Below are 23,036 nucleotides of genomic sequence, written 5' to 3' on the forward strand. Positions count from 1 at the left end.
GTTCCGGGATCGGCGACGCGTACCCGTTCCGCCGGCCGCCGGCGCCGGTGTGCACTCGGCCGCGGCGGGCTCGGACCGGGGGTCGGGTTCGGGTGCGGATTCGGTACCCCGGATCGGCGCGTTCAGGCCCGGTAGCCGCGCATCGGTACGTCGAGCAGCACCTCGATGTCCATCGGCGGATCGACCGGGAAGCGCCCGCCCTCCTCGACCGAGGTCCACCCGAGCACGGCGGCGTTGGCGATGGCGTTGGTGATGGTGCGGGACCGGCCGCGGGCCGCCACCGCCGAGTCGGGGCGGCCGCCGGTGCGGACCGGCGTCAGGCCGCGGTGACCAGCGGACGACGAGGACCCTCGGCCGGGCCACTCCCGGTCGACGCCGCCTCGGCCGGCGCGGCGGCGCGGTCCACCCGGAGCGCACAGCCTTCCGCACGCAGCGCGTCGACCAGGACGTCGTGCCGCCGACCACGCCCGCGGGCCGGGTCGGCGTCGGCCGGAAGCAGCACGGCCACCCGCCGCTCGGGCAGCCCGCGGACGAAGGTCGCCAGTGCCTCGACGAGCCGATCGTGCTCGTCGTACACCACGCTCAGCGGCGCATCCACGCCGGAGGCATCCCACGCGGCCACCAGGGCATCCCGGGCGGCCTGTTCGCCGGCCCGGGTGACGTGCACGGCGATCGCCCGACCGGCCGCCCTGTGCGCGGTGCGCAACGCGGCGACGGCGGCGGCGTCCATCCGGGCGATCGGCACCACGACGGCCTGCGGACCGCCCTCGACCCGGCGCGCCTCGGCCCGGTGGATCGAGGCGGTGCGGCGGATTCCGGTGACCCGGCGGATGGCGGCGAACATGGCGGCCTCCTTTCGACCACCTCCAAGCCTCCCCCCGAACCCGGCCGCCCGGCCCATCCGTTGACGCGCTCTTGGCGTTCGGGACACCGATCCGAGCGCATCCCTTACCCGGATCAGGCCGGCCCGAAGACCGTGGCACCCGGCACGTACGGGCTCAGCGACCAGGTGTTGTCACCGCCCCACACCATGTGCTCGACGACCGCGACCCGGGCCCCGGTGTCCGTTCGCACGGCGGTGAGCAGGACCCGATACACCCCGTAGAACTCCCGCACCGGGGAGATCCTCACGTCGGTCCACCCCTGACCGCCGAACACCGCGACGCGTACGGCCGCATCGGTGCGCGCCGCGTGCGAATGCAGTCTGCCGCGCAGTCCGTCCGTGTCCTGTGCGTTGAGCAGCCGGACGTAGCGGCGCAGGTAAGGATCGATGGTGCCCTCGTCGGGAGGTCGGCGCGGATCGTGCAGGTACGTCACCAGGCCGATGAACGCGGCGAGCAGGGCGAGCGTGACCAGGACGGCTCGGCGGGCCGGTTGGGGCGGGGCGGAGATCGTGTCGAGGTGTGGGCGCACGTTGACTCACTCCAAGGGCGGCAGGTTCGTGCGGAGGAACGTCCGAGCGGGTCCTGACAAGCCTTCCCTGGTTGGCACGCACGACCGGGCCGGATGGTTCCGCGGCTCGGCGGGCGAACGGGTGGAGGAGGGATTCGGTTGCGTGTGGCGCTCGCCGGGCGGGCGGCGGTGAGCGTGCACTCGATCGCGGCGAAGGCCGCCCGCGCGGGCATGTCGGCGCTGGTTGGGGCTGCGAGAGCGCTGTGGGTGAGGCTGATCAACGGTTGGGCGGCATACGCGGGCCCGCTGCGGAGCGGGCGGCGAACCGCGGCTGCGGAGCGGACGAGCATCAGGCGCACCTCGGCTCGGCCGGTCATGTGCATGGGTCTCGACTGTTCGGTGTCGGGTGGGTTGCTCGTTGTGCTCCGCAGCCGCAGCCGCAGCCGCAGCCGTGGTCTCCGCTCGCTCCGCGAGGGGCTGCCGGTCCGCTATGCGGCGGTTGGCACGCGGCGTCGGGTTGGTCGGGTGGTCTCGGTGGGGGATGGGCTTCGGTCGAGGTGGGGGATGGGGGCGCGGCCGTTGTGGGTGACCACTCGGCCGGCGCGGAGGGTGATTCGGTCCTGTGGGCGGGTTTGCAGGGCCTCGGCGAGGGAGCCGGCCCGGACCGCGAACAGGTCGGCTGCGGCGCCCGGTTCGAGGCCGCCGGGCTCCAGGCCCAGGACGGTTCGGGCGTGCCCGGCCACCGCGGCCCAGGCCCGGGTCGGCGGCAGTCCGGTGGCGGCGGCCGTGGCCAGCGGGTCGGCCAGGCCCATGGGATGCCCCGCGTCGCGCAGGTGGTCGCCGCCGGCTGCGACGGTGACGCCCGCGGCGATCAGTTCGCGGATCGGCAGGCCGCAGCCGCGCTCCGAGGGCAGTGCCACGACCCGCATGCCGGAGGCGGCGATCGTCTCGCCGACCCGTCCGAGGGCGGACGGTGCGAGGCGGTTCAGGCCGCCCAGGTGACCTGCCGTCACCGGGCGGTCGAAGCCCGACGCGCGCAGCAGTCGGGCCAGGTCGCCGACCGCGAGGAGCCGCGGGTCGAAGCCGTCGTCCAGGTGCAGGTCCAGGCCCACCCCGGCGCGGTCCGCGAGGCGCAACAGGCGGCGGATCTCCCGGCGGCAATCCGGTGCGAACCTCGGCTGCCCGCCGATCACGCCCGCGCCCGCACTCACCGCGTCCGTGATGGCGCGGTCGCTCGTCTCCGGCACCGGGACGGCGACGATCTGCAGGTCGAGCACACGGTGGAACTCGGCGCGCAGTTCGGCCATCACCTCGACCGCGCGCAGCGGCGTACGGCCCTCGCCGACGTCCAGGTGCGTTCGCACGGCGGTCGCCCCGTGTCGGGCCAGCGTGCGCAACGCCTCGCGGGCGCGTCGCCGCAGGTCGCCGAGGTGGTAGCGGGCGGGCCGGACCAGCCAGGATCGCCACGCGCCGTCGCGCCCGTCCGGGTCCGAGCCCACCGGCTCCCAGGTCAGCGCGCGATCGAGGTGTACGTGCGGCTCGGCAGGTGCCGGCAGCAGCAGGTAGCCGGTCAGGTCCAACCCGGCGCAGGCCCCTCGGGCGAGCCGGCCCGGCTCGCGCAGCAGGCCGATCCGACCGTTGCGCAACACCACGTCGCGGGTACGCCCATCCGGCAGGGTGGCGCCGAACAAGGTGATCCTGTCGCTCATCGCTACCCCCTGAGACTCCGCCCGCGCGGACCGGGGCCGGCCGGCGCGGGCCTCGTACCGCATCGTCGTGCCGCCCGGGCCCACTGTGGCCGGGCGCTGTTGCGGCGGCGTTTCGGCATCGTTACGGACCACCCTTCGCGGGTGAAACGGGTACGTAACGCGACCGACGCCGACCGGCAACGGTGAAGCCGTACAACCGTCCCCATGACCATCACCGAGGCGCCCCCCGTCGCCGTACCGGGCCCCCGGCGCCGCCGGCAGCACCTGCCGGCCCGGCCCGGCACCGTGGTGTGGGGTTGGCTGCCCGGGGCCCGGGATCGCCCGGTGCTGCTCGCCGCCTCGGGCGAGACGCTGACCGTGGACACGGTGTCGCACGAGGGACTGCTCGGCGAACAGGGCCGCGACCCGGTCGCCTTCTTCGGCCGGCACCACATCCCGGCCGACCGTGTGCCGGAGGACCACCGCGCACTGGCCGCATCCGACGTCGCGCACGATCCGGTCGTGGACGGTCCGCACGTGATCACCGGCCCGATCTCGGTGGCCGGCGCGCGTCCGGGTGACGTACTCGCGGTGCACCTGCTCGACCTGGCCCCGCGCACCTCCTACGGCGTACTGACCGAGCGGCACGGCCGAGGCCGAGGCACCCCGCCGGTCACTGTGTGCCCGATCCGGGACGGCGTCGCCCGGATCCCCACCGCGGCCGGCGACCTGGCGCTGCGGCTGCGGCCGAGCCTGGCGGTGCTCGGGGTGGCCACCCCCGACGGCCTGCGCCGACTGTCCACCCGGGTGGGTTCGCACGGCGGCAACCTCGACCTGCCGATCCTGGGCGCGGGCACCACCCTCCACCTGCCGGTGCAGACCGCCGGTGCCCTGCTCCATCTCGGCGGCCCGCGCCTGGCGCACGGCCACGGCGCGGCGCTGGAGGGGCCGCTTCGGGTCACCCTGCGCGTCGAGGTGATCTCGTATGAGGCGGCCCGCACGCGATTCGGCAACCCGCGCCGTCCGTTCGCGACCACGGCGGACGCGCTGATCCCACTGGGCATCGCCGCCGATCCGGCCCTCGCGCTGCGCCAGTGCGCCGCCCAGGGTGAGGAACTCCTGGTCGCCGGCCACGGCCTGACCCGCGATCAGGCCCGAACCTACCTGGGCGCCAGCGCCGTATTCGGCACCGGCCGCACCGGCGCGCACGCCCGGGTACCGCTGCCGGGGTAGCGGGGCCTTCCCGGCCGCGAACGGGCTCGCCACGCGGACGGCGCCGATCGCGATATCGAGCGGATTCGCGAAAATGCCCGGGCGGTAGCGTTCCGGGATGAGCACTTCTTCCGCGACCGGGGCGACCGGGGCGACCGGGGCGACCGAGGCGATCGGGGCGACCGCGGCGGCCGGGGCGACGGACGCCACCGAGGCGAACGCACCCTGGCCCCGGACGGCCGCCGAGGCGTTGGCCGTGCAGGATCGGTTGCGGCCGTCGGTGGACACCGTGGGGCCCGGGCCGGGGCCGACGCAGGTGCGACTCGTGGCCGGGCTCGATGTGGCCTACGCCGAGGACTCGGACGAACTGGCCGCCGCCGTCGTGGTGTTGGACGCCCGCACGCATGCGGTGGTGGAGCGGTCCGTCGTGCACGGCGTGGCCACGTTTCCGTATGTGCCCGGCCTGTTCGCCTTCCGCGAGGTTCCGGCGTTGTGGGCCGCGCTCGAACAGCTCGACACCGCACCGGATCTGCTCGTCTGCGACGGTCAGGGGCTGGCCCATCCGCGCCGGTTCGGGCTGGCCTGCCACCTCGGCGTGCTGACCGGGCTGCCGACCGTCGGGGTCGGGAAGACGCCCTTCGTCGGCGTGTACGAGTCGCTGGGGGACAAGCGCGGCGATGCGGCCGACCTCGTGCACGAAGGGGACGTGGTGGGGCGCGCGTTGCGCACCCGCGATGCGATCAAGCCGGTGTTCGTGTCGATCGGCCACGGCGTCGACCTGGACACGGCCTGCGCACACGTGCTGGCCCTCACCCCGCGCTACCGCCTCCCGGAGACCACCCGCCTGGCCGACCAGGCCTGCCGCCGGGCCCTGAAGGCCCATCGGGAAAGCGCACCGACGGCCGACCGGGCGACCCCTCGGCCGTAGTCGTGGCCATCCCGAACGGCGGGCCGATCCGCGCCGCCCGGAACCGCGCCCCGGCCTCCTCGCGCGGCACGCGAAAGAGCCCCCGAACCACCTGCGCAAGGTGGTTCGGGGGCTCTTCGGTCACCGGCTCCCCAAGGGGGGAGGATGGGGAGCCGGCTGCTTCATGGGTGGATCACCCGGTGCGGATCAGTCCGTCGCGATCGCTCGCAGGACGTTCATCCGCGCCGCCCGGAAGGCCGGCATCACGGCGGCCAGCAGGCCGACCACCGCCGCGGCGATGACGATGCCGATGACCGTGCCCCACGGGATCTCCAGGACGTCCAGGCCCTGCTTGGCCAGCAGACGCTGGGCCCCGATGCCCCACGCCATGCCGAGCGCGAGCCCGACCAGGGCGCCGAACACCGCGATCACCATGGACTCCAGGCGGATCATCCGGCGGATCTGCCGGCGCGAGGCGCCGATCGCCCGCATCAGGCCGATCTCCCTGGTGCGCTCGACCACCGACAGCGCCAGCGTGTTGATCACGCCGAGGATCGAGATGATGATCGCCAGGCCGAGCAGACCGTAGATCAGGTACAGGAACGTGTCGATCTGCTTGCCGATCAGTTCCTTGTAGTCGCTCTGGTCGCGCGCCTTGACCTGCGGGAAGGGCTCGAGCGACGCCTTGAGCGCGGCGCCGACCTTCTTCTCGTCCTGACCACCGGCCGCGTTGATGCTCACGCTCTGGTACTGCACGTTCGGGACGAACTTCTTCATGATCGTGTTCGGGATCACGAGGGTGTCGCCCATACCGATGACGTCGTCGGACTTCTTGCGGATCGCGCCGACCTCGACCGTGGTCTTCTGCCCGTTCGGGAAGGCGAGTTCGATCTTGCCGCCGATGCCGAGGTGGTGATCCTTGGCGAAGTCCTCGCCGATGGCCGCCTTGCCCGCCGAGATGGCCGCGTCGCCGCTGCCCTGGAGGTAGGTGGTCCTGATCGTGCCGTCCATGCCCGGGTCCGAGCCGAGGACGAAGTCCTTCTTGGACTTGCCGTCCGCGGTGATCGTCGCGTTGCTCAGGGTCGAGGCGACCACCTCGCCGATGCCGGGCGTCTTGCGCACCGCTTGGACGATGGGCTCGGGGAAGGTACCGGTCATCGACTGGACGGTGTAGTCGGCGCCCAGGGACTTGTCGATCTGCTTGTCGAAGGAGGCCGACATCGACGAGGCCGCGACCGCCATACCGCTGACGAGGGCGACGCCGATCATGATCGCCGACGCGGTGGCGCCGGTACGACGCGGGTTGCGCAGTGCGTTCTCCCGGCTGAGCCGGCCCATCGAGCCGAACAGCTTCGGGTACCAGGAGGCCAGCGCCGGGACCACCGTGCGAGCCAGGAGCGGCGCCAGCACGATGAAGCCGAGCAGCGTGAACAGCACGCCCAGGCCGAGGAATCCGCCGCCCTGTCCGCCGTTCTCCGCGGTGGCCCCCGCGACCAGCGCGAGCGCCCCCAGGCCGAACAGCACCGCGCCGATGATCGAGCGGGTCTTGATCGACTTCTGCGGCGGCGCACCGGCCTCGCGCAGGGCCGCCATCGGGGCGACCTTGCCCGCGCGGCGGGCCGGGACGTACGCGGCGATCACGGTGACGATCACGCCGACCAGGTAGGCCACGATCGGGGTGGAGGTCTTGATCACCAGGGACGTGCCCTTGAGGTTGATCCCGACCGCGCTGATCAATGCCTTGAGGCCGACGGCCAATCCGAGGCCGGCCAGCAGGCCGAGCGTCGAGCCGACCACGCCCAGCAGGACCGCCTCCAGCAGCACCGAGCGGTTCACGTCCGCCCGGCTCGCGCCGATCGCCCGCATCAGGCCCAACTCGCGGGTGCGCTGGGCGACCAGCATCGAGAAGGTGTTGAAGATCAGGAAGATGCCGACCAGTACGGCGACACCGGCGAAGCCGAGCATCGCGTACTTCATCACGTTCAGGAAGCTGCCCAGCTGGTCGTTGGCGTCCTTGGCGGACTCCGCGGCCGTCTGGACCTCGAAGGTCTTCGGGTCGTTGAGCAGCTGCTGCACGCGCTGCTTGAGGTCCTGGTCGCTGACCCCGTTCGCGGCGGACACCGACACCGAGGTGACGACGTTCGGGTCGCCGAGCAGTCGCTGCGAGGCGGCGGCGTCGTCGAACGAGATCAGGGCCGCGCCGGGGTTGGTGGTGGTGAAGGTGACGATGCCGCTGACCTTGACCGGGAAGTCGCCGTTCGGTGCGATCACCCGCAGCTCGTCACCGATCTTGACGTGCTTCTTCTTCGCCGTGTCGGCGTCGATCAGCACCTCGGCCGGGCCCTTGGGCGCGGCACCGCTGGTGATCTTGACCGGCGTGCGGTCGGTCTCGAACCAGTTCGTGGCGATGGTCGGGGCACCCGAGGACGGGCCGACCGACTTGTTGTTCTTGTCGACCACGGTGAGCGATTCGAGGCTGACGTTGCCGTGCGCCTCCTTGACCCCGTCGACCTTGGCGATCTTTTCGATCACCGATCGCGGGAGCGTGGGCGTCTCCCCGGTGAGCGCGAGGTCGTCCTTGTCGAACTCGGACTTGGGCTTGACCGAGACGTCCGACGCCGTGGATTTGAACAGGTCGTCGAAGGTCTTGGTGATCGTGTCGGTGAATACCAGGGTGCCGGAGACGAACGCGACCGACAGCAGCACTGCCAGGGCGGACAGCACCATTCGCCCCTTGTGGGCGAGGAAGCTGCGGAACGTGGCTTTCAACATGGTGGGGGACTCTCCGCCTGTTTCAGCTGGTCCGGGCGCCGTCGAAGCGCTTCATGCGCTCCAGGACGGCGTCGGACGTGGGACGCAGCATCTCGTCGACGATTCGACCGTCTGCCAGGAACAGGACCCGGTCCGCGTAGGACGCCGCGTTCGGGTCGTGGGTGACCATCACGATGGTCTGACCGAGCTCGTTGACACTGCGCCGCAGGAACGCCAGCACCTCGGCGCCGGAACGCGAGTCGAGGTTGCCGGTCGGCTCGTCACCGAAGATGATCTCCGGCCGACTGGCCAGCGCACGGGCGCACGCGACACGCTGCTGCTGACCACCGGAGAGCTCGCTCGGGCGGTGCTTGAGCCGGTCGCGCAGGCCGACGGTCTCGATCACGGTGTCCAGCCAGGCCTTGTCCGGCTTGCGGCCCGCGATGTCCATCGGCAGCGTGATGTTCTCCAGCGCGGTCAGCGTCGGGAGCAGGTTGAACGCCTGGAAGATGAAGCCGATGTTGTCGCGACGGAGCTTGGTGAGCGCCTTGTCCTTCAGGCCGGTGATCTCCGTGTCGCCGATCCAGCTCTGGCCGCTGCTCACCGAGTCGAGACCGGCGAGGCAGTGCATCAGGGTGGACTTGCCGGAGCCGGAGGGGCCCATGATCGCGGTGAACTGACCGCGGCCGATCTGGACGTCCACGCTGTCGAGAGCGACGACCCGGGTCTCGCCTTCGCCGTACGCCTTGGTGAGCTGCTGCGCGCGGGCGGCGATGGTGCCCCTGGAGTCCGCGTCGGTCATGGCAGCCGTGGCCGTAGTCACGAGTCTGTCCCCCAGTCGAGGTGGTAACGGTGGCGCGCTCCGCGGTTTTGCAGTGCACAGGATCACCGTAGGGGTGATGAGGGCCCGGCGAATCCTCTCGAAGGACAGACCCGCTCGTCCTACGCAGGGAGGACCCCGAGTACGCCGATCGACCCTTCCCCCTAGGGGAGGCCCGTACCGGTGAGGTACGTCTCCGAGCGGAGTGAAAGACTCGTCACGCTGCGTTCACCTCGGTTGTACCAACGATCCGCATCCGGACCGGGGTTCCCGAAATGTCGCGACCGGCCTCGGCGCACCGCGGGCGGGGGTGCCGTCAGTCTTGCGAGGGACCCTCCGTGGGCCTGTGGTTGGCGACGATCGCGGCGCCGATCTCGGCCAGGGCGCGGCGCAGGCTCGGCGGGGACACGGCCTCCACGTGCGCGCCCAGCGCGACCAGTTGGCCCACCGCGACCTCCTCGGACTCGGTGCGCAGTCGCAGTTCGCGCCAACCGTCCGGATCCGGCGGCCCGACCGAGGCGAGCGCGTCCGCGGCGACCACCGGGCCGAAGACCCGCGGCAGTTGGCGCAACCCGAACGGTGACACCCGGATCACGCAGGCCGACCGCATCAGCGAGCGGGCGAAATCGTCGTTGCTGTGCGTCCACCACGCCCCGAGGTCGAAGCCGTCGGGTCGGTCGAAGCGCTCCGGCCGGGCGCTCGCGGCCACCACGCGGGACACCCGATAGCTGCGGATGTCGGAGCGGTGACGGGCGACCAGATACCAGACGCCGGCCTTCAGGACGAGGCCGAGCGGGTCGAGCCGGCGGGTCACCTCGCGGTCGCGGCGCGCGTAGCGCAGGTCGAGTCGGCGACCGGTCCACACCGCACTCGCGACCTCGGTCAGGCACGGGACGTCCTCGTCGTGCTGGAACCAGCCCGGCGCGTCCAGGTGGAAGCGCTGCCGGACCCGACCCGCGCGGGTGCGCAGGTCGGCGGGCAGCGTGGCCATCACCTTGGTCTGCGCCGCGACGAGCACGGTGTCCAGGCCCAGCGCGTCCGCGGCGTGCGGCGCGCCGGACAGGAACAGCGCGGCGGCCTCGTCGCCGGTGAGCCCGTCCAGCCTGGTCCGCCAACCCTCGACCAGCCGGATCCCGCCGCGCGGCCCGGTCTCGGTCCACAGCGGTACGCCGGAGCTCTGCAGCGCGGCGACGTCGCGGTAGACGGTGCGGACCGACACCTCCAGCTCGGTTGCCAGCTCGGCGGCGGTGGCCCCGCCGGGGCGGTTCTGGAGGTGGAGGAGGAGAGCCACCAGTCGACCGGATCGCATGACCCGAAACTAGCCCGGAATCCTTGCCAACGGTTGTCAGGAATGGTGCGGCAGGATCTGCATATGACGAGTTGGGCGGAGTTCGAGAAGGCCGAGCCGGAGTTCGCGGCGACGGTGCGGGAGCGGTTCGGGATGTACAAACACCACGTGCTGGGCACGGTGCGGCGGGACGGCGCGCCTCGGCTGAGCGGGCTGGAGGCGGACTTCCGGTCCGAGCAGATGTGGCTCGGCATGATGCCGGGTTCGTTGAAGGCGCGGGATCTGCTGCGCGACCCACGATTCTCGATCTTCGCCAATCCGGGGGAGGGCGCGGAGATGGAGCACGGGGACGTGCGGGTGAGCGGGCGGGCGGTGGAGGTCGTGGACGACGCGGTCAAGGGTGCGTACGTGGCCGAGACGAGTCCGCCGGAGCCGTTTCATCTGTTTCGGGTGGAGCTGGAAGAGGTGAATCGGGTGGGGGTCGAGGGGGAGGAGATGGTCATCCGGGTCTGGCGGCCGGGGTCGCCGGTACGCACGATTCGGCGGGGCAACGATGGGGCGCCTGCGCGCGAGGAGGGTTGAGGGGCTGTTTGGCCTCATGCGTCGGCCGGGCTGCTTGGCCTCATGCGCCGGCCGGGCTGGGTTCGCCTCAAGCGCCGGCGGGGCTGAGTGGCCTCAAGCGCCGGCCGGGCTGGGTGGCCTCATGCGCTGGCCGGGCTGGTTCGCCTCAAGCGTCGGCGGGGCTGCTTGGCCTCAAGCGCCGGCCGGGCTGAGTTGGCCTCAAGCGTCGGCGGGGCTGCTTGGCCTCAAGCGCCGGCCGGGCTGGGTTCGCCTCAAGCGTCGGCGGGGCTGCTTGGCCTCAAGCGCCGGCCGGCTGGGGTTGGGGTGGCGGGCGCTTGAGGCTTGGGTTCGGGTGGGGTGGGGTTCAGGTGGGGGGATTGAGGCCCTGGCCTCTGTGGAGGTGGAGGGTTCGGGTGATGGCGATGTTGGTGAGGAAGGGGCGGTCGTGGGTGGCTACCAGGAGGGCTCCTCGGTAGGCGTTGACGGCCTGTTCGAGTTGGCGGACCGAGGCCAGGTCCAGGTTGTTGGTGGGCTCGTCGAGGATCAGTAGGTGTGGCGGCGGGTCCGCGGACAGGAGGGCGGCCAGGACCGCGCGGAAACGTTCGCCGCCGGAGAGGGTGCCCACCGGTTGTTCGGAGCGGTTGCCCCTGAACAGGAAGTGGGCCAGCCGGCCGCGCAGTTCCGCGTCCGATGCCGAAGGCGCGAAGCGGCGCACGTTGGCCAGGACACTTTCGTCCTCGTCCAGTACGTCCAGCCGCTGGGGCAGATGCCGCACCCCCTCGACGCCGATTCGCACGGTGCCCTCGGCCGGTTGCTCCGCGCCGGTGAGCAGCCGAAGCAGCGTGGTCTTGCCCGAGCCGTTGTCGCCGGTCAGCGCGACGCGTTCGGGGCCGCGCACGATCAGGTCCAGGCCGTCCGGGCCGTACAGTCCGTCCGCGGTGTTCAAGCCCTCGGCCACGAGCACCGTGCGCCCGGCGGGCACCTCGGTCTCCGGCAGCTCGATCCGGATCTCCTTGTCCTCGCGTACCGCGTCCTTGGCCTCGGACAACCGCGTGCGGGCATCGTCGAGTCGGCCCTCGTGGGTGCCCCTGAGCTTGCCCGCGGAGACCTCGGCGGCCCGCTTGAGGTTGCCCGCGACGATCCGGGGCACGCCGCCTTCCAACTGGGCCTTGCGGCCGGTCCGGACCCGGCGGGCCAGTCGTACCTGGGCCTCGGCCAGTTCCCGCTTCTGCTTGCGCAGGTCGGTCTGTGCGGTGCGGACCAGTCGCTCGGCGGTCGCGCGTTCCTGTTCCAGGACCTCCAGATACGCGCTCAGATTTCCGCCGTGGGTGCGGGCCCGGTCCGGGAGCAATTCGACGATCCGGTCCACCAGGTCGAGCAGGACCCGGTCGTGGCTGACCACCAGGAGCACGCCCGGATAGCCGCGCACCGCGTCGTACAGCCGCTCGCGCGCGGACGCGTCGAGGTTGTTGGTCGGCTCGTCCAGGAGCAGTACGTCGGGACGGCGCAGCAACAACGCGGCCAGCCCGAGCAGTACCGACTCGCCGCCGGACAGCGTGCCGACCGTGCGGTCGAGGTCGACGTGCGGCAGCCCGAGCCGGTCCAGTTGTGCCCGGGCGCGTTCCTCGACGTCCCAGTCGTCGCCGACCGCGTCGAAGTGCCGGACGTCCGCGTCGCCGGCCTCGATCGCCAGCAGTGCGGCGCGCGTTTCGGCGATGCCCAGTACGTCGTCGACGCGCCGGGCCGCGTCGAGCGGGAGGTGCTGCGGCAGGTAGCCGAGGTCGCTGCCGACGGTGATCGACCCGGATGTGGGCCGCAGGGCGCCGGCGATCAGTTTGAGCAGGGTCGACTTGCCCGCGCCGTTCACCCCGACCAGGCCGGTTCGGCCGTTGCCGATGGCGAGATCGAGGCCGGTGCACACGGGGGTTCCGTCCGGCCAGGCGAACGACAGGTCGGAACAGACGATCGCGGGGGTGGTCGGAAAAGACATGGGGCGGCTCCCTGGGACGCGTGGTGAACGGATCGCGTGGGACACCGCGCGGCGGGATCGGGAGGGGGCCGGACATGAAGAAGTCGTCCGGGACGGCCACACCGAGGTCGAGAACGCGACCGCGAGCACGAGGGGCTCGAGCGGCGCGATGTCCGGACCTCAGATGCGCAACTGACCATCCAAACGGACGACAATGTGACCGAGCCAGGGTAACCCCGGGCCGGCGCAGACCTCAAAGGGTTTTTCCGTCCGGTGGGGTGGGGGGCTCCGGATCGGTGTCGGTGGGGGCGGAACGCGCGGCCTCGTTCCGGGCCTCGGCCGGACCGGTCCGGCGATCCAGGTGGTATGCGAACGCGGCCGTGCCGATCAGCAGCACGAGCGGCGCGGCGAAGGCGGCCAGGACGTGTACCCGGAGCACCAGCGTCGCGCCGGAGAACGCGCCGAGCGCCATCGCGAACGCGGAGAGCAGTCGGCGGCCCGCGTGCGAGCCGGGCCCGCCGAACAGGCGCACGTCCGCGGCCAGGCCGGTGAGCGTCTGGGACAACACCGTGGTGGTCAGGTCCGGTACGGCCAGCCGCCGGGCCACCGCGTTCTGGAGTCCCATGGCCAGGCCGAGGAGCACGATCAGCGTGTACCGCTCGCCGGTGCCCTGCCCGCTCACCGCCGCGGCCACCGCCAGGGCCACCGCGATCGGCACGGCCTGGAGCGTGCAGCCGAGCCGGAGCAGGTGCAGCCGTCGGTCGCCGAACGTGGCGCCGAGTCGGCCACCGGCGGCGGCGCCCACCAGGAATGCGGCCAGCGCGGCCATCGAGGCGGCCACGGACAGTCCCGGGGCGCCGGCCAGGGCGAAGCCGGTGAAGACCACGTTGCCGGTCATGTTCGCGACGAACACCCGGCCCAGTTCGAGGTAGCTGAGCGCGTCCACCAGGCCGGTCACCACGGTGAGCACGATCAGCAGCGGCGGAAGTGGGCCCACCTCGCGGGGTGGTACGAGGGTGTCCCTCGCCTCCCGAAGCGTGCGGTGCATCGAGGCCCCCTTCGGCTCGGCCGTGCTCCGGGCGGCCTCGAACGCGGGCCCGGGCCGACTCCGACCCGGCTATCCATAGCCCGTTCGCTGCCCGCGGACACCTCGACGGCCGGTGAGCGCGATCACCCTGCCGCCGAGTGGCCGTACCCGTTCATCCCATGCGGTGACATGACCGATCTCGCGGCTCGGCGTGCCACCAACCGTGTCGACGGGCGACTTAGCCTGCTGTGGATTTCCCACATTTACGATCATTTGGGGCACTCGTGCGATCATCCCGCGGCGTGGCCGTAATCGTTCTGGTGGTGGCGGTGGTCGCCGCCATCGGCTTCGTCGTCCTCGCGCGGGGGCACGGCGACGACCCGAAACAGAAGGCCGCGGCGCCGGCCCGAGGTGCCCAGGGAGCGCCCGCGCAGGCACCGACCCTGATCGGCGACGGTTCCACGTCGAACACCGGGGAACAGCCGGGCCGGCTCAAGCCGGAGAAGCTCGCGCCGGGCCAGGTTCCGCCCCAGTTCGTGGTGTTCTCCTGGGACGGCGCCGGCGAGGACGACAAGAAGTTGTTCTCCCGCTTCCGCCAGGTGGCCAAGGAGAGCAACGCGAAGATGACGCTGTTCCTGTCCGGGGTGTACGTGCTGCCGGAGGCCAGGAAGGCCCGGTACCAGCCGCCGCACAAGCCGATCGGGGCCTCGGACATCGGCTACCTCGACGATGCCCACCTGCGGATGACGCTGGAACAGCTCGGCGCCGCGTGGAACGAGGGCCACGAGATCGGCACCCACTTCAACGGTCATTTCTGCGGGCCGACCGGCGGCGGTTCGTGGTCGGCCGACGACTGGCGCAGCGAGGTCGATCAGGCCAAGGCGTTCGTCAAGAATTGGAAGACCAACACCGGGTGGACCGACATGCCGGCGCTTCCGTTCGACTACGACAAGGAACTGATCGGCGGCCGGGCGCCGTGCCTGGAGGGCCAGAAGGCGCTGCTCTCGGCCGCGCCGTCGCTGGGCTTCCGCTATGACGCGAGTTCGCCCGGCGGGCGGCAGGTGTGGCCGGACAAGGTGAACGGGGTGTGGGACCTGCCGTTGCAGCAAATCCCGCTGCCGGGACGCAAGTTCGAGGTCCTGTCGATGGACTACAACGTGATGTTCAACCAGTCGCGCACGGTCAAGGGCGATCCGGCCAAGTTCCGGGAGTGGGAGGACCAGGCGTATGCGAGCTACATGGCCGGCTTCGACCGCGCCTACAACGGGAACCGGGCGCCGCTGATGATCGGCAACCACTTCGAGGGGTGGAACGGCGGCATCTACATGAAGGCCGTCGAGCGCACCATGCGGACCGCGTGCACGCGGCCGGAGACGAAGTGTGTGAGCTTCCGCGATCTGGTGGACTGGCTCGACGTGCAAGATCCTGCGGTGCTCTCGAAGTTGCGGACGTATGACATCGGGGTGAAGCCGAATTGGTCTTCGCTCGGTGCGCCCGCCGCGCCCGCCGCTCCCGCGGTTCCGGTGGGGGCTTCCGGTGGGGGCCGGGCTGCGGCTGTGCGGGACCGGTACTGATCGGGCCTGCGGCCCGCTTGGCCTCAAGCGCCGGCCGGGCTGAATTGGCCGGGTCTTCGGTTGGGTGGCCTCAAGCGCCGGCCGGGCTGATTTGGGCGGGCCCTCGGCTGGGTGGCCTCAAGCGCCGGGCGGGCTGATTTGGCCGGGGCCCTCGGCCGGGTGGCCTCAAGCGGCGGTCGGGCTGATTCGACCCGGTCTTCGGCCGGGTGGCCTCAAGCGCCGGCAGGCTGATTTGGGCGGGTCTTCGGTTGGGTGGTCTCAGGTGCCGGGCGGGCTGGGCTGTTCAGCCCGGCCGGCGTTTGAGGCCGCCGGCCGGGGGAGGCGTCAGCCGTGGGCGCGGCGGTCTTCGCGGAGGAGTTCGGGGAGGGTTACGGCGCCGGAGCCGTAGCGGCTGGCCACGTCGTCGGGGTTGGAGATGCGGCAGCGTTTCATCGACAGGCAGCCGCAGCCGATGCACTGCTCCAGGCCGTCCCGCAGTCGTACCAGTGCCTCGATCTCCTCCTCCAGACGCCCGCGCCAGGCCCGACTGATCTTGGCCCAGTCGGCGGGCGTGGGTGTGCGGCCCTCCGGGAGCTTGCCGAGGGCGTCCTTGATCTCCTCCAGGGAGAGGCCGATGTTCTGCGCCGCGCGGATGAACGCCAGCCGGCGCAGGATGTGCCGCTCGTAGCGGCGCTGCCCACCCGACGTGCGGCTCGCGCTGATCAAGCCCTCCGCCTCGTAGTAGCGCAGTGCGGATGCCGCGAATCCGCTGCGCGCGGTCATCTGGCCGACCGTCAACAAGTCCGTCCCGGTGAGCACGCCGCCTCCTGAAGTCCGGTCCACGATCCGGCCGATTTCCGGTTCGGTCCGCTTGACCTGAAGTGCACTTGAACTTGCAGTGTAGACGGGCAGCCCATCACCGGGTGGGGTGTGGAATTCCCCTGGAGAACACCATGCCTGTCGCACTCATCACCGGCGCTTCGCGGGGGCTCGGCCTGGCCCTGGCCCACGCGCTCGCCGCCCGTTCCTGGACCCTGGTCGTGGACGCCCGCGGAGCCGCCGATCTGGCCCGTGCCGCCGACGAACTGCGCGGCGTCACCGACGTGATCGCCGTCGCCGGCGACGTGTCCGACCCCGCGCACCGCCGCGAACTGCGCGACGTCGTGCGCGAATCCGGTCGGCTCGACCTGCTCGTCAACAACGCGAGCGTGCTCGGCCCGAGCCCGATGCCGCCGCTGGCCGGCTACCCGCTCGCCGAGCTGGCCCGAGCGTACGACGTGAACGTGTTCGCGCCGCTCGCGCTCGCCCAACTGACCCTGCCCCTGCTGCTCGGCGGGCCCGATCGTGGCGCCGTCGTGAACATCAGCTCGGACGCCGCCGTCAACGCCTATCCCGGCTGGGGCGGCTACGGCTCCACCAAAGCCGCGCTCGACCACGTCACCGCGACCCTGGCCGCCGAGCAACCCGGCCTGGACGTGTACGCGTTCGACCCCGGCGACATGAACACCGACCTGCACCGACAGGCGTTCCCGGGCGAGGACGTCTCCGATCGGCCGGCCGCCGAGACGGTGGCGCCGGCGCTGCTGCGGCTGCTCGACGAGCGTCCCACGAGCGGCCGGTACACCGTCGCCGAGTTCGCCGCGGCGGTGACCTCGTGAGCACCCCCGTCGCCCAGGCGGCGACCGAACCCGCCGAGGCACGCGGCCTGACCCGGGACGGGATCCGGCTGCTCGTGCACGCCGAGGGGCGGGTCGAGCACACCGTGTTCCGCGACCTCGGCCGGCACCTGGGTCCGGGCGACCTGCTGGTGGTGAACACCTCCGCGACGCTGCCCGCCGCGGTGGACGGCTATCGCGCCGACGGCTCGCCGGTGACCGTGCACTTCGCCACCCGGATCGACGCCGAGACCTGGGTGCTCGAACTGCGGCACACCGACGGCACTCCCGGGCCGGTGGAGGGCGTGCGCCGGTTCGAGGCGGTGCGCTTTCCGGGCACCGGATGCGGGATGGCACTGCTGCTGGACCCGTATCCGGCGGAACACACCCCGCAGCGGTTGTGGAAGGCCCGGATCACCGTGCCGCACGCCCGGGTGGAGACCTTCCTGGCCGATCGCGGTCGTCCGATCACCTACGCCTACCTGCGCGAACGGTGGCCGCTGACGGCGTATCAGACGGTCTTCGCGCGAGACGAGGGCAGCGCCGAGATGCCGAGCGCGGGACGCCCGTTCACCAACGAACTCGTGGTGGACCTGATCACCCGCGGCGTCGGGATCGCGCCGATCGTGCTGCACACCGGGGTGTCCTCGCAGGACGTGGGCGAGCCGCCGCTGCGCGAGTGGTTCAGCGTGCCCGAGCAGACGGCGAACCTGGTCCGGCAGGCCCGTCGGGTGATCGCGGTGGGCACCACGGTGACCCGGGCGCTGGAGTCGGCGGTCCGACCCGACGGCGAGATCGCGGCCGCGCGCGGCTGGACCGACCTGCTGCTCGGCCCGGACCGACCGGCCCGGGTGGTCGACGGCATCATCAGCGGTCTGCACGCGCCGGAGGCCACCCACCTGCTGCTCCTGGAGGCGGTGGTGGGTCCGGCGGTGGTGCGCCGGGCGTACGACGAGGCGCTCGCCGAGGGCTACCTGTGGCACGAATTCGGCGACAGCTCACTGCTGTTGCCCTGAATCGCCGGCACCGGCACACGATCCCCCGTGCTCGGTACCGGCGGGGCGGGCCGATGCCGACCGCCCGGCCTCAGCGCACGAGTTCGGAGATCGGCCCGTGTCTGTGTCCGGGGCCTCCCGCCGGCAGGTCGCGTCGGGAGCGCACCCACCACAGCACGATCACGCTCGCGACGGCCGCCACGGCGCACCAGGTCGAGGCGAAGGAGTGGAACCACAGCCGCATCGTGACGGCCGCGCCGACGGCGCAGACCAGGCCCAGGAAGCGCAACAATCGGTCCCGGGCCAGCAGCAGCGACCCCAGGGTCGCCACCAGGTAGCCGGCGATCACCCACGGGGCGCCGGGGATGCCCACCGAGTAGCGCACGGTGTTCCCGCAGATCTCGGCGTTCACCGGGCGGGAGGCCAGCGCGTGTCCGAGCGCGCCGGCGACCACCAGGCCGAGCAGCACGAAGAAGGACGCTCGCACCCGTTCCCGGCCGCGCTCCAGCGGCCATTGCGCGGCCACCACGGCGAGTGGGACGAAGGCGGGCAGCAGGGGGAAGGCGATCACCGCCCACGCCTCGCGGGCGATCTCGGCGGTGCCGGCGGACACCGCGCCCCGCTCGCCCTTCCACACCACCGCCTCGACCAGTTGATGAGCGCCGAGGATCACCGGCAACATCGCCATCGGCAGATCGTTGATCCGTCGTACCGAGGCGACGCTTGCTATGCCCACGGCCGTGATGGCGCTGCCCATCACGAGATCGGCTTCGGCGCTCCAACACACGGCTGCCTCGTCTCGCCAGGGGAGGGGTTGTCGGGAAAATCTTCGGAACTGTCGCCTGAACGACTGTCGGAACGCGGTCGGAAGGGTTGTTCCGTGGCAGGCGTACCCGTCGTCGGTGTGTTCAACAGTTCATACGCTCATTCGGGCGCAGTCACCGCCGTGGTCTCGGTCACGTTCCGGTGTAGTGAGCACGTACCGCCGGTTGTCCCGTGTAGTTGGGCCCGGCCGTATCGTCCGCGCCCCGGTAGGTGTACGGAAACACCACCTGCCGCGCCCCGCGCAGCACGAGTCGCCGCCGACGCGCGTCGTACTCGAAGCCCTGGCGGCGCAACTCGCCCGGCAGGTCGGCGGCCGGGGCGCGTGCGGCCGATCCCGGTGGGGCCGCGCCGCCCGGCAGCGCACCCAGCGCGAGTCCGGCCGGGTCGAAGTCGGCGACGAACAGGCCGGTGGGCGTCAGCCAGGACGCGATCCGGGCGAGCAGCCCGAGTCGATCGCCCACGTAGTGCAGACCGTGTACGCAGGTGATCAGGTCGTAGCGCCGCGGCGCGGTCCACCCGGTCGCGTCGGCCGCGATCAGGTCGAGTCCGGCCGGGCGGGCGGCGGGGAGGAAGAAGTCGACGAGGTCGACGCCGGTGATCCGTACGCCCTCGGCACGCGGATCACCGGCCGCTTCGAACAGCGCCCTGCCGGACCCGCAGCACAGGTCGAGCCACGCCGTCCCGGGGCCCAACCGGGACAGCGGGTCGAAGCCCAACTCGCGTGCGTAGCTGTTGACTCCGCGCAGACCCCGCTCGCGGTTCATCGCGTTGTTCGCCACGACCGGCGAGCGGGTCAGCGTTGCGTCGTCCAGCAGTGGCGGGTCCTCGGGGGTGGTCATCCGGACAGGTTAGGCAGAGCGTGCGGGTGGGTCGTCGGCCGGTGGGTCAGTTGCCGGCGGTCCACTGCTCCCAGGTCAGGTTCCACGCGCCGTAGCCGTTGTCGGCCGCGACCGGCTTCTCCTCGTTGCCCTTGACCTGGACGATGTCACCGCGGATCGAACGGTCGTACAGCCACTTGGCGTTCTCCAGCGTCATGCTGATGCAGCCGTGGCTGGTGTTGGCGTTGCCGAACGGGTTCGTCGTCGCCCACGTGTTCGCGTGCAGGAAGGTGCCCGACTCGGTGATCCGGATCGCGTTCGGCACGGCCTTCTGGTCGTACTCGTTGCCCAGGCCCACCGTCTGCGAGTTCATGTCGAGCGTGGGGTAGCGCTCCTCCATCACCATGATCCCGTTCCACGTCGTGTACTTGGGGTCCTCGCCCGCGGTGATCGGGATCGTCTTGACCACCTGGTCGTTCTCGGAGACGGTCATCGTGTGCGCGTTGGCGTCCACGACGGCGATCCGCTTGGTGTCCGAGATCTTGAACGAGAAGCTCTTGAACTGCTTCGACATCACGCCGCCGCCCAGGTCCACACCGCGCAGGTTGAGGTCGACCTTCACCTGGGTGCCGACCTGCCAGTAGTCCTTCGGCCGCCATTCCACCCGCGAGTTGCCGAACCAGTGCCACGCGCCGTCCACCGCCGGGGTGGCGGTGACCTTGATCGCCTCCTGCACCGCCTTGTGGTTCTTCACCGGCTCGTCGAACGTGATCGAGACCGGCTGACCGACGCCGACGGTGGAGTCCGCGTCCGGCATGAACGTCGCGGTGGCCGCCTGGGTGGGGTTGAGCACGGTGAACGCGGCGGTCGCGGTGGTCGGCTTGTTCTCCGCGTTGGTCGCGGTCGCGGTCACCGTGTACTTGCCGCCGTACATGAACGGCACCTTGGGCTTCCACGTGTTGCCCGCCAGCGCGCCGTCCACCGACTCGCCGCTCGCGTTGAGCACCTTGACCTCGGCGACCTTGCCGCCCCCGACCGCGATCGTGATCGGCATCCCGGGCTCGACGCCGGTGGTCTTGTCCGCGGGGGTCAGGGTGACGACGGCCGGGTCCACCGGGCCGGCGCGGTTCTCGCCGGCGGCCTTGCCCGGGTTCGGCGCCTTCTTCGCGTCGTCCTTGCTACAGGCTCCGGTCAGCAACAACGACGCGGCGACCAGCGTGGCGACTCCGACGCGTCGGGTGGTTCGGTTCATGGACAGGGTCCCCCGTGCTCGTTCCCTCAGGTGGATTCACCAAAGGGACGCCGGCAGCGCTGCCGGCGTTGCGCGAGGGACCCTGTGATCACGGTCTCAATCGAGGTGTGACGCTGGGTGTGCGTCGCCCGGTCGGACCGCCGGGGGCGCGTCCGCGGCACGCCCTCCGGCGGTCCGGCCCGGTCACTGCTTGGTCGCGCTCGTGGCCAGCCACTGCGACCAGGTCAGGTTCCACGCGCCGTAGCCGTTGTCCGCCGAGACGGTGCGCTCCTTGGAGTTGATCACCTTGACCACGTCGCCGCGATCCGCGTGGTCGTAGAACCACTTGGCGTCCTCGGGCGTCATGCTCACGCAGCCGTGGCTGGTGTTGACCCGACCGAACGGCGGATTCGACTTGTCGTACCAGTAGTTGCCGTGCACGAAGGTGCCGGAGGTGGTGATCCGGACCGCCGACGGGACATCCGGGATGTCGTACTCCTTGCCCAGGCCCACGGTCGCCGAGTTCATCCGGGTCTGGGTGTACTTCTCCATCACCACCATCACGCCGCCCCACGTGTCGTACTTGGGGGACTCGCCGGTGGTGACCTTGATGGTCTTGACCACCTTGCCGTTCTCGGTCGTGGTCATCGTCTTGGCGGCCACGTCGACGGTGGAGATCCGGGCGATGTTGCCGATCGCGAAGTTGAAGCTCTTGTACTGCTTCGAGCCCGCGCCGCCGCCCAGGTCCGCGCCGCGAAGATTCAGGTCGACCTTGACCTTCGTGCCGGCCTTCCAGTAGTCCTTCGGCCGCCACTCCACGCGCGTGTTGCCGAACCAGTGCCATGCGCCGGACACCGCCGGAGTGGCGGTGACCTTCATCGCCTTCTCCGCCTCGGCCTTGTTGGTGATCGGCCGGTCGAAGCGCACCGACACCGGCTGGCCGACGCCGACCGTCCCGCCGTCCGGGAAGATCGACGCGGTCACCTCCTTGCCCAGCGTCTGGGTGGTGAACCTGGTGGACACCGTCGTCGGCTGGTTGTCCGCGTTGGTGGCGGTGGTGCTGACCGTGTACTGACCACCGGGCGTGAAGGGGACCTTAGGCTTCCAGGACTTGCCGTCCGCGGCGAGGGTGCCGTCGACCGGCTCGCCCTTGGCGTTGACCACCTTGACCGCGGTGATCTTGCCGCCCTCGACCGCGAAGGTCAGCGGGTCGCCGAGGTCGACACCGGTCGCGCCGTCCTCGGGGGTCGTGTTCACCTGGGGTGCGGCGCCCTTGGCCGGTTCCTGGGGCTTGCCCGACTCGGTGCCGCCCGCGGCACCGCCGGACGCTCCGGGGGCCACCTTGGACTCGCTGCCCGCGTTGCTCGTCTTGTCGCCCTTGTCGTCTCCGCCCAGCAGCCCGCAGGCCCCCGTGAACAGGATCGCTCCGGCGACCAGGACGGCCGGAACGGTGCGCCGTCGCATCGCTTTACCTGCCACTTTTCGGGGTTCCCTTCAAACGGGTCGAGAAAATGGAGGCCGCGCGATGCGAGTCTCCGCATCATTGACTTCCGGAGGCCCCCTCAGGTTGCTCCCTGGGGGATGTGATGTGCGTCTCGTATCGAACGTGGGAACCCCGCTTCGGACCGTGCTCGAAGCCCCTCTCGGGGTCCGAGGCACCGGTCGAGGGCCGATACGGCGGGGGATTCCCGGGTTCGTGGCCGTCGTGCGGGCGCCTCGCGCCGAGCGAACCGGTCGTCGAGCCGGCTCCGGCGCCCGGCTTGCGCGGGCAACGTTCGCAAAGATATAGCGACCGTGTCGCCGTGGAAGCGGAATGCCCGGATGCGCGACACAGTGGCCGAAAACCGGCCTCGGACCGAGAAATCCGGCCGATCGTGCGTGGGTTCGAAGGATCCGGCCCGGGTCTTCGGGTCATCCGGCGCGGGAGTCGCGGCCCGCGCTCGCCCTTCGTCTCCACTGCGCGTCGGCGAAAACGCGTTCGCGGGGCCTTCCTCGACGTGACACTGATCACCGTTCGGGGGTGCGTCGCCGGCATCCGCCGCCCCGGCGGCCCGGTGCGACCGGCGTGCGCGGCGCCGCGCGGTGCGCGGCCGAACCGCCCCGCGCCGGCCGGTCCGAGGGCTCGGCCGAGACGATCGCAGCCACCCGTGCCCGGGTCGCTCGTCGTTCCCGGGGCGGCCGGTTCGGATCGACCGCGCGGCCGGCCGATGTGCCGATGAGCCGGTCGGCGGGCGGGAATCCGGCGCTTTCGACCGGTTCGGCGGGCCGATCCGCACTGTCGGCCCAGGTCCGTCGCAGGCCCTCGACCGCGCCGAGCCGATCGTGCCGGCGAGCCGCTCCGTCC

20 protein-coding genes are annotated in these 23,036 nt (G+C 71.5%); 6 read left to right on the plus strand and 14 right to left on the minus strand.

The features are described 5' to 3' along the window. Positions 1-122: 122 nt before the first annotated feature. The 4 genes from ACIBM5_RS03685 to ACIBM5_RS03700 all read right to left on the minus strand — a co-directional run bounded on the left by ACIBM5_RS03685 (position 123) and on the right by ACIBM5_RS03700 (position 3,101). Positions 123-281: a hypothetical protein gene (locus tag ACIBM5_RS03685; RefSeq protein ID WP_396005169.1), complete on the minus strand. Its 159-nt coding sequence runs from the start codon at positions 279-281 to the stop codon at positions 123-125. Between the two features lie 35 nt (positions 282-316). Next, positions 317-844 carry a hypothetical protein gene (locus ACIBM5_RS03690; protein WP_396005170.1) on the minus strand — a complete coding sequence of 176 codons (528 nt, stop codon included), beginning with the start codon at positions 842-844 and terminating at the stop codon, positions 317-319. Between the two features lie 113 nt (positions 845-957). Then, positions 958-1,413 carry a hypothetical protein gene (locus ACIBM5_RS03695; protein WP_396005171.1) on the minus strand — a complete coding sequence of 152 codons (456 nt, stop codon included), beginning with the start codon at positions 1,411-1,413 and terminating at the stop codon, positions 958-960. Positions 1,414-1,880: 467 nt separating this feature from the next. Then, a complete protein-coding gene (locus ACIBM5_RS03700) occupies positions 1,881-3,101 on the minus strand; it encodes an amidohydrolase family protein (protein WP_396005173.1) in 1,221 nt (406 codons plus the stop codon). 204 nt (positions 3,102-3,305) lie between these two features. Between ACIBM5_RS03700 and ACIBM5_RS03705 the strand changes: the two genes are divergently transcribed. Together ACIBM5_RS03705 and ACIBM5_RS03710 are read left to right on the plus strand one after the other, a co-directional pair. Beyond that, complete coding sequence (locus ACIBM5_RS03705; protein ID WP_396005174.1) at positions 3,306-4,313, plus strand: acetamidase/formamidase family protein; 1,008 nt, start codon at positions 3,306-3,308, stop codon at positions 4,311-4,313. A gap of 97 nt (positions 4,314-4,410) precedes the next feature. Further along, positions 4,411-5,220, plus strand: coding sequence for an endonuclease V (locus ACIBM5_RS03710; RefSeq protein ID WP_396005175.1), 810 nt, complete (start codon positions 4,411-4,413; stop codon positions 5,218-5,220). A 186-nt stretch (positions 5,221-5,406) separates the two neighbouring features. On the opposite strand, the gene ACIBM5_RS03715 is transcribed toward ACIBM5_RS03710, so the two are convergent. The 3 genes from ACIBM5_RS03715 to ACIBM5_RS03725 all read right to left on the minus strand — a co-directional run bounded on the left by ACIBM5_RS03715 (position 5,407) and on the right by ACIBM5_RS03725 (position 10,079). Further along, entirely contained in the window at positions 5,407-7,971 is a 2,565-nt protein-coding gene (locus ACIBM5_RS03715; protein WP_396005176.1) for an ABC transporter permease, read from the minus strand. 22 nt (positions 7,972-7,993) lie between these two features. Then, the gene (locus ACIBM5_RS03720) at positions 7,994-8,752 is read right to left on the minus strand and encodes an ABC transporter ATP-binding protein (protein ID WP_391583089.1); all 759 of its coding nucleotides are present in this window, start codon (positions 8,750-8,752) and stop codon (positions 7,994-7,996) included. A 334-nt stretch (positions 8,753-9,086) separates the two neighbouring features. After that, positions 9,087-10,079 (minus strand): helix-turn-helix transcriptional regulator, encoded by a 993-nt coding sequence (locus tag ACIBM5_RS03725; protein ID WP_396005177.1) that lies wholly within the window; start codon positions 10,077-10,079, stop codon positions 9,087-9,089. 63 nt (positions 10,080-10,142) lie between these two features. Here ACIBM5_RS03725 and ACIBM5_RS03730 point away from each other — a divergent pair, with 63 nt between their 5' ends. Beyond that, positions 10,143-10,640 (plus strand): pyridoxamine 5'-phosphate oxidase family protein, encoded by a 498-nt coding sequence (locus tag ACIBM5_RS03730; RefSeq protein ID WP_396005178.1) that lies wholly within the window; start codon positions 10,143-10,145, stop codon positions 10,638-10,640. Between the two features lie 343 nt (positions 10,641-10,983). On the opposite strand, the gene ACIBM5_RS03735 is transcribed toward ACIBM5_RS03730, so the two are convergent. Both ACIBM5_RS03735 and ACIBM5_RS03740 read right to left on the minus strand, forming a co-directional pair. Further along, positions 10,984-12,609, minus strand: coding sequence for an ABC-F family ATP-binding cassette domain-containing protein (locus ACIBM5_RS03735; protein WP_396005179.1), 1,626 nt, complete (start codon positions 12,607-12,609; stop codon positions 10,984-10,986). A 232-nt stretch (positions 12,610-12,841) separates the two neighbouring features. Continuing rightward, entirely contained in the window at positions 12,842-13,636 is a 795-nt protein-coding gene (locus ACIBM5_RS03740) for a YoaK family protein (protein WP_396005180.1), read from the minus strand. A 263-nt stretch (positions 13,637-13,899) separates the two neighbouring features. On the opposite strand from ACIBM5_RS03740, the gene ACIBM5_RS03745 reads away from it, so the two are divergent. After that, complete coding sequence (locus tag ACIBM5_RS03745) at positions 13,900-15,189, plus strand: hypothetical protein (RefSeq protein ID WP_396005181.1); 1,290 nt, start codon at positions 13,900-13,902, stop codon at positions 15,187-15,189. Between the two features lie 324 nt (positions 15,190-15,513). On the opposite strand, the gene soxR is transcribed toward ACIBM5_RS03745, so the two are convergent. Further along, positions 15,514-15,987 (minus strand): redox-sensitive transcriptional activator SoxR, encoded by a 474-nt coding sequence (soxR, locus tag ACIBM5_RS03750; RefSeq protein ID WP_396005183.1) that lies wholly within the window; start codon positions 15,985-15,987, stop codon positions 15,514-15,516. A gap of 134 nt (positions 15,988-16,121) precedes the next feature. Between soxR and ACIBM5_RS03755 the strand changes: the two genes are divergently transcribed. Together ACIBM5_RS03755 and ACIBM5_RS03760 are read left to right on the plus strand one after the other, a co-directional pair. Beyond that, positions 16,122-16,826 carry an SDR family NAD(P)-dependent oxidoreductase gene (locus ACIBM5_RS03755; RefSeq protein ID WP_396005184.1) on the plus strand — a complete coding sequence of 235 codons (705 nt, stop codon included), beginning with the start codon at positions 16,122-16,124 and terminating at the stop codon, positions 16,824-16,826. Then, complete coding sequence (locus ACIBM5_RS03760; RefSeq protein WP_396005186.1) at positions 16,823-17,839, plus strand: S-adenosylmethionine:tRNA ribosyltransferase-isomerase; 1,017 nt, start codon at positions 16,823-16,825, stop codon at positions 17,837-17,839. Before ACIBM5_RS03755 ends, ACIBM5_RS03760 begins: the two co-directional genes overlap by 4 nt. 70 nt (positions 17,840-17,909) lie before the next feature. Here ACIBM5_RS03760 and ACIBM5_RS03765 read toward each other — a convergent pair whose 3' ends face one another. The 4 genes from ACIBM5_RS03765 to ACIBM5_RS03780 all read right to left on the minus strand — a co-directional run bounded on the left by ACIBM5_RS03765 (position 17,910) and on the right by ACIBM5_RS03780 (position 22,156). After that, positions 17,910-18,605 carry a DUF6629 family protein gene (locus ACIBM5_RS03765; RefSeq protein WP_391583021.1) on the minus strand — a complete coding sequence of 232 codons (696 nt, stop codon included), beginning with the start codon at positions 18,603-18,605 and terminating at the stop codon, positions 17,910-17,912. 169 nt (positions 18,606-18,774) lie between these two features. After that, the gene (locus ACIBM5_RS03770) at positions 18,775-19,482 is read right to left on the minus strand and encodes a class I SAM-dependent methyltransferase (RefSeq protein WP_396005187.1); all 708 of its coding nucleotides are present in this window, start codon (positions 19,480-19,482) and stop codon (positions 18,775-18,777) included. Between the two features lie 46 nt (positions 19,483-19,528). After that, positions 19,529-20,713, minus strand: a complete 1,185-nt coding sequence (locus tag ACIBM5_RS03775) for an Ig-like domain-containing protein (RefSeq protein WP_396005189.1) — start codon at positions 20,711-20,713, stop codon at positions 19,529-19,531. A 183-nt stretch (positions 20,714-20,896) separates the two neighbouring features. Next, positions 20,897-22,156 (minus strand): Ig-like domain-containing protein, encoded by a 1,260-nt coding sequence (locus ACIBM5_RS03780; protein ID WP_391583018.1) that lies wholly within the window; start codon positions 22,154-22,156, stop codon positions 20,897-20,899. Between the last annotated feature and the right edge of the window lie 880 nt (positions 22,157-23,036).

It is taken from the genome of Embleya sp. NPDC050493 (assembly GCF_044458105.1).
Classification (GTDB): domain Bacteria; phylum Actinomycetota; class Actinomycetes; order Streptomycetales; family Streptomycetaceae; genus Embleya.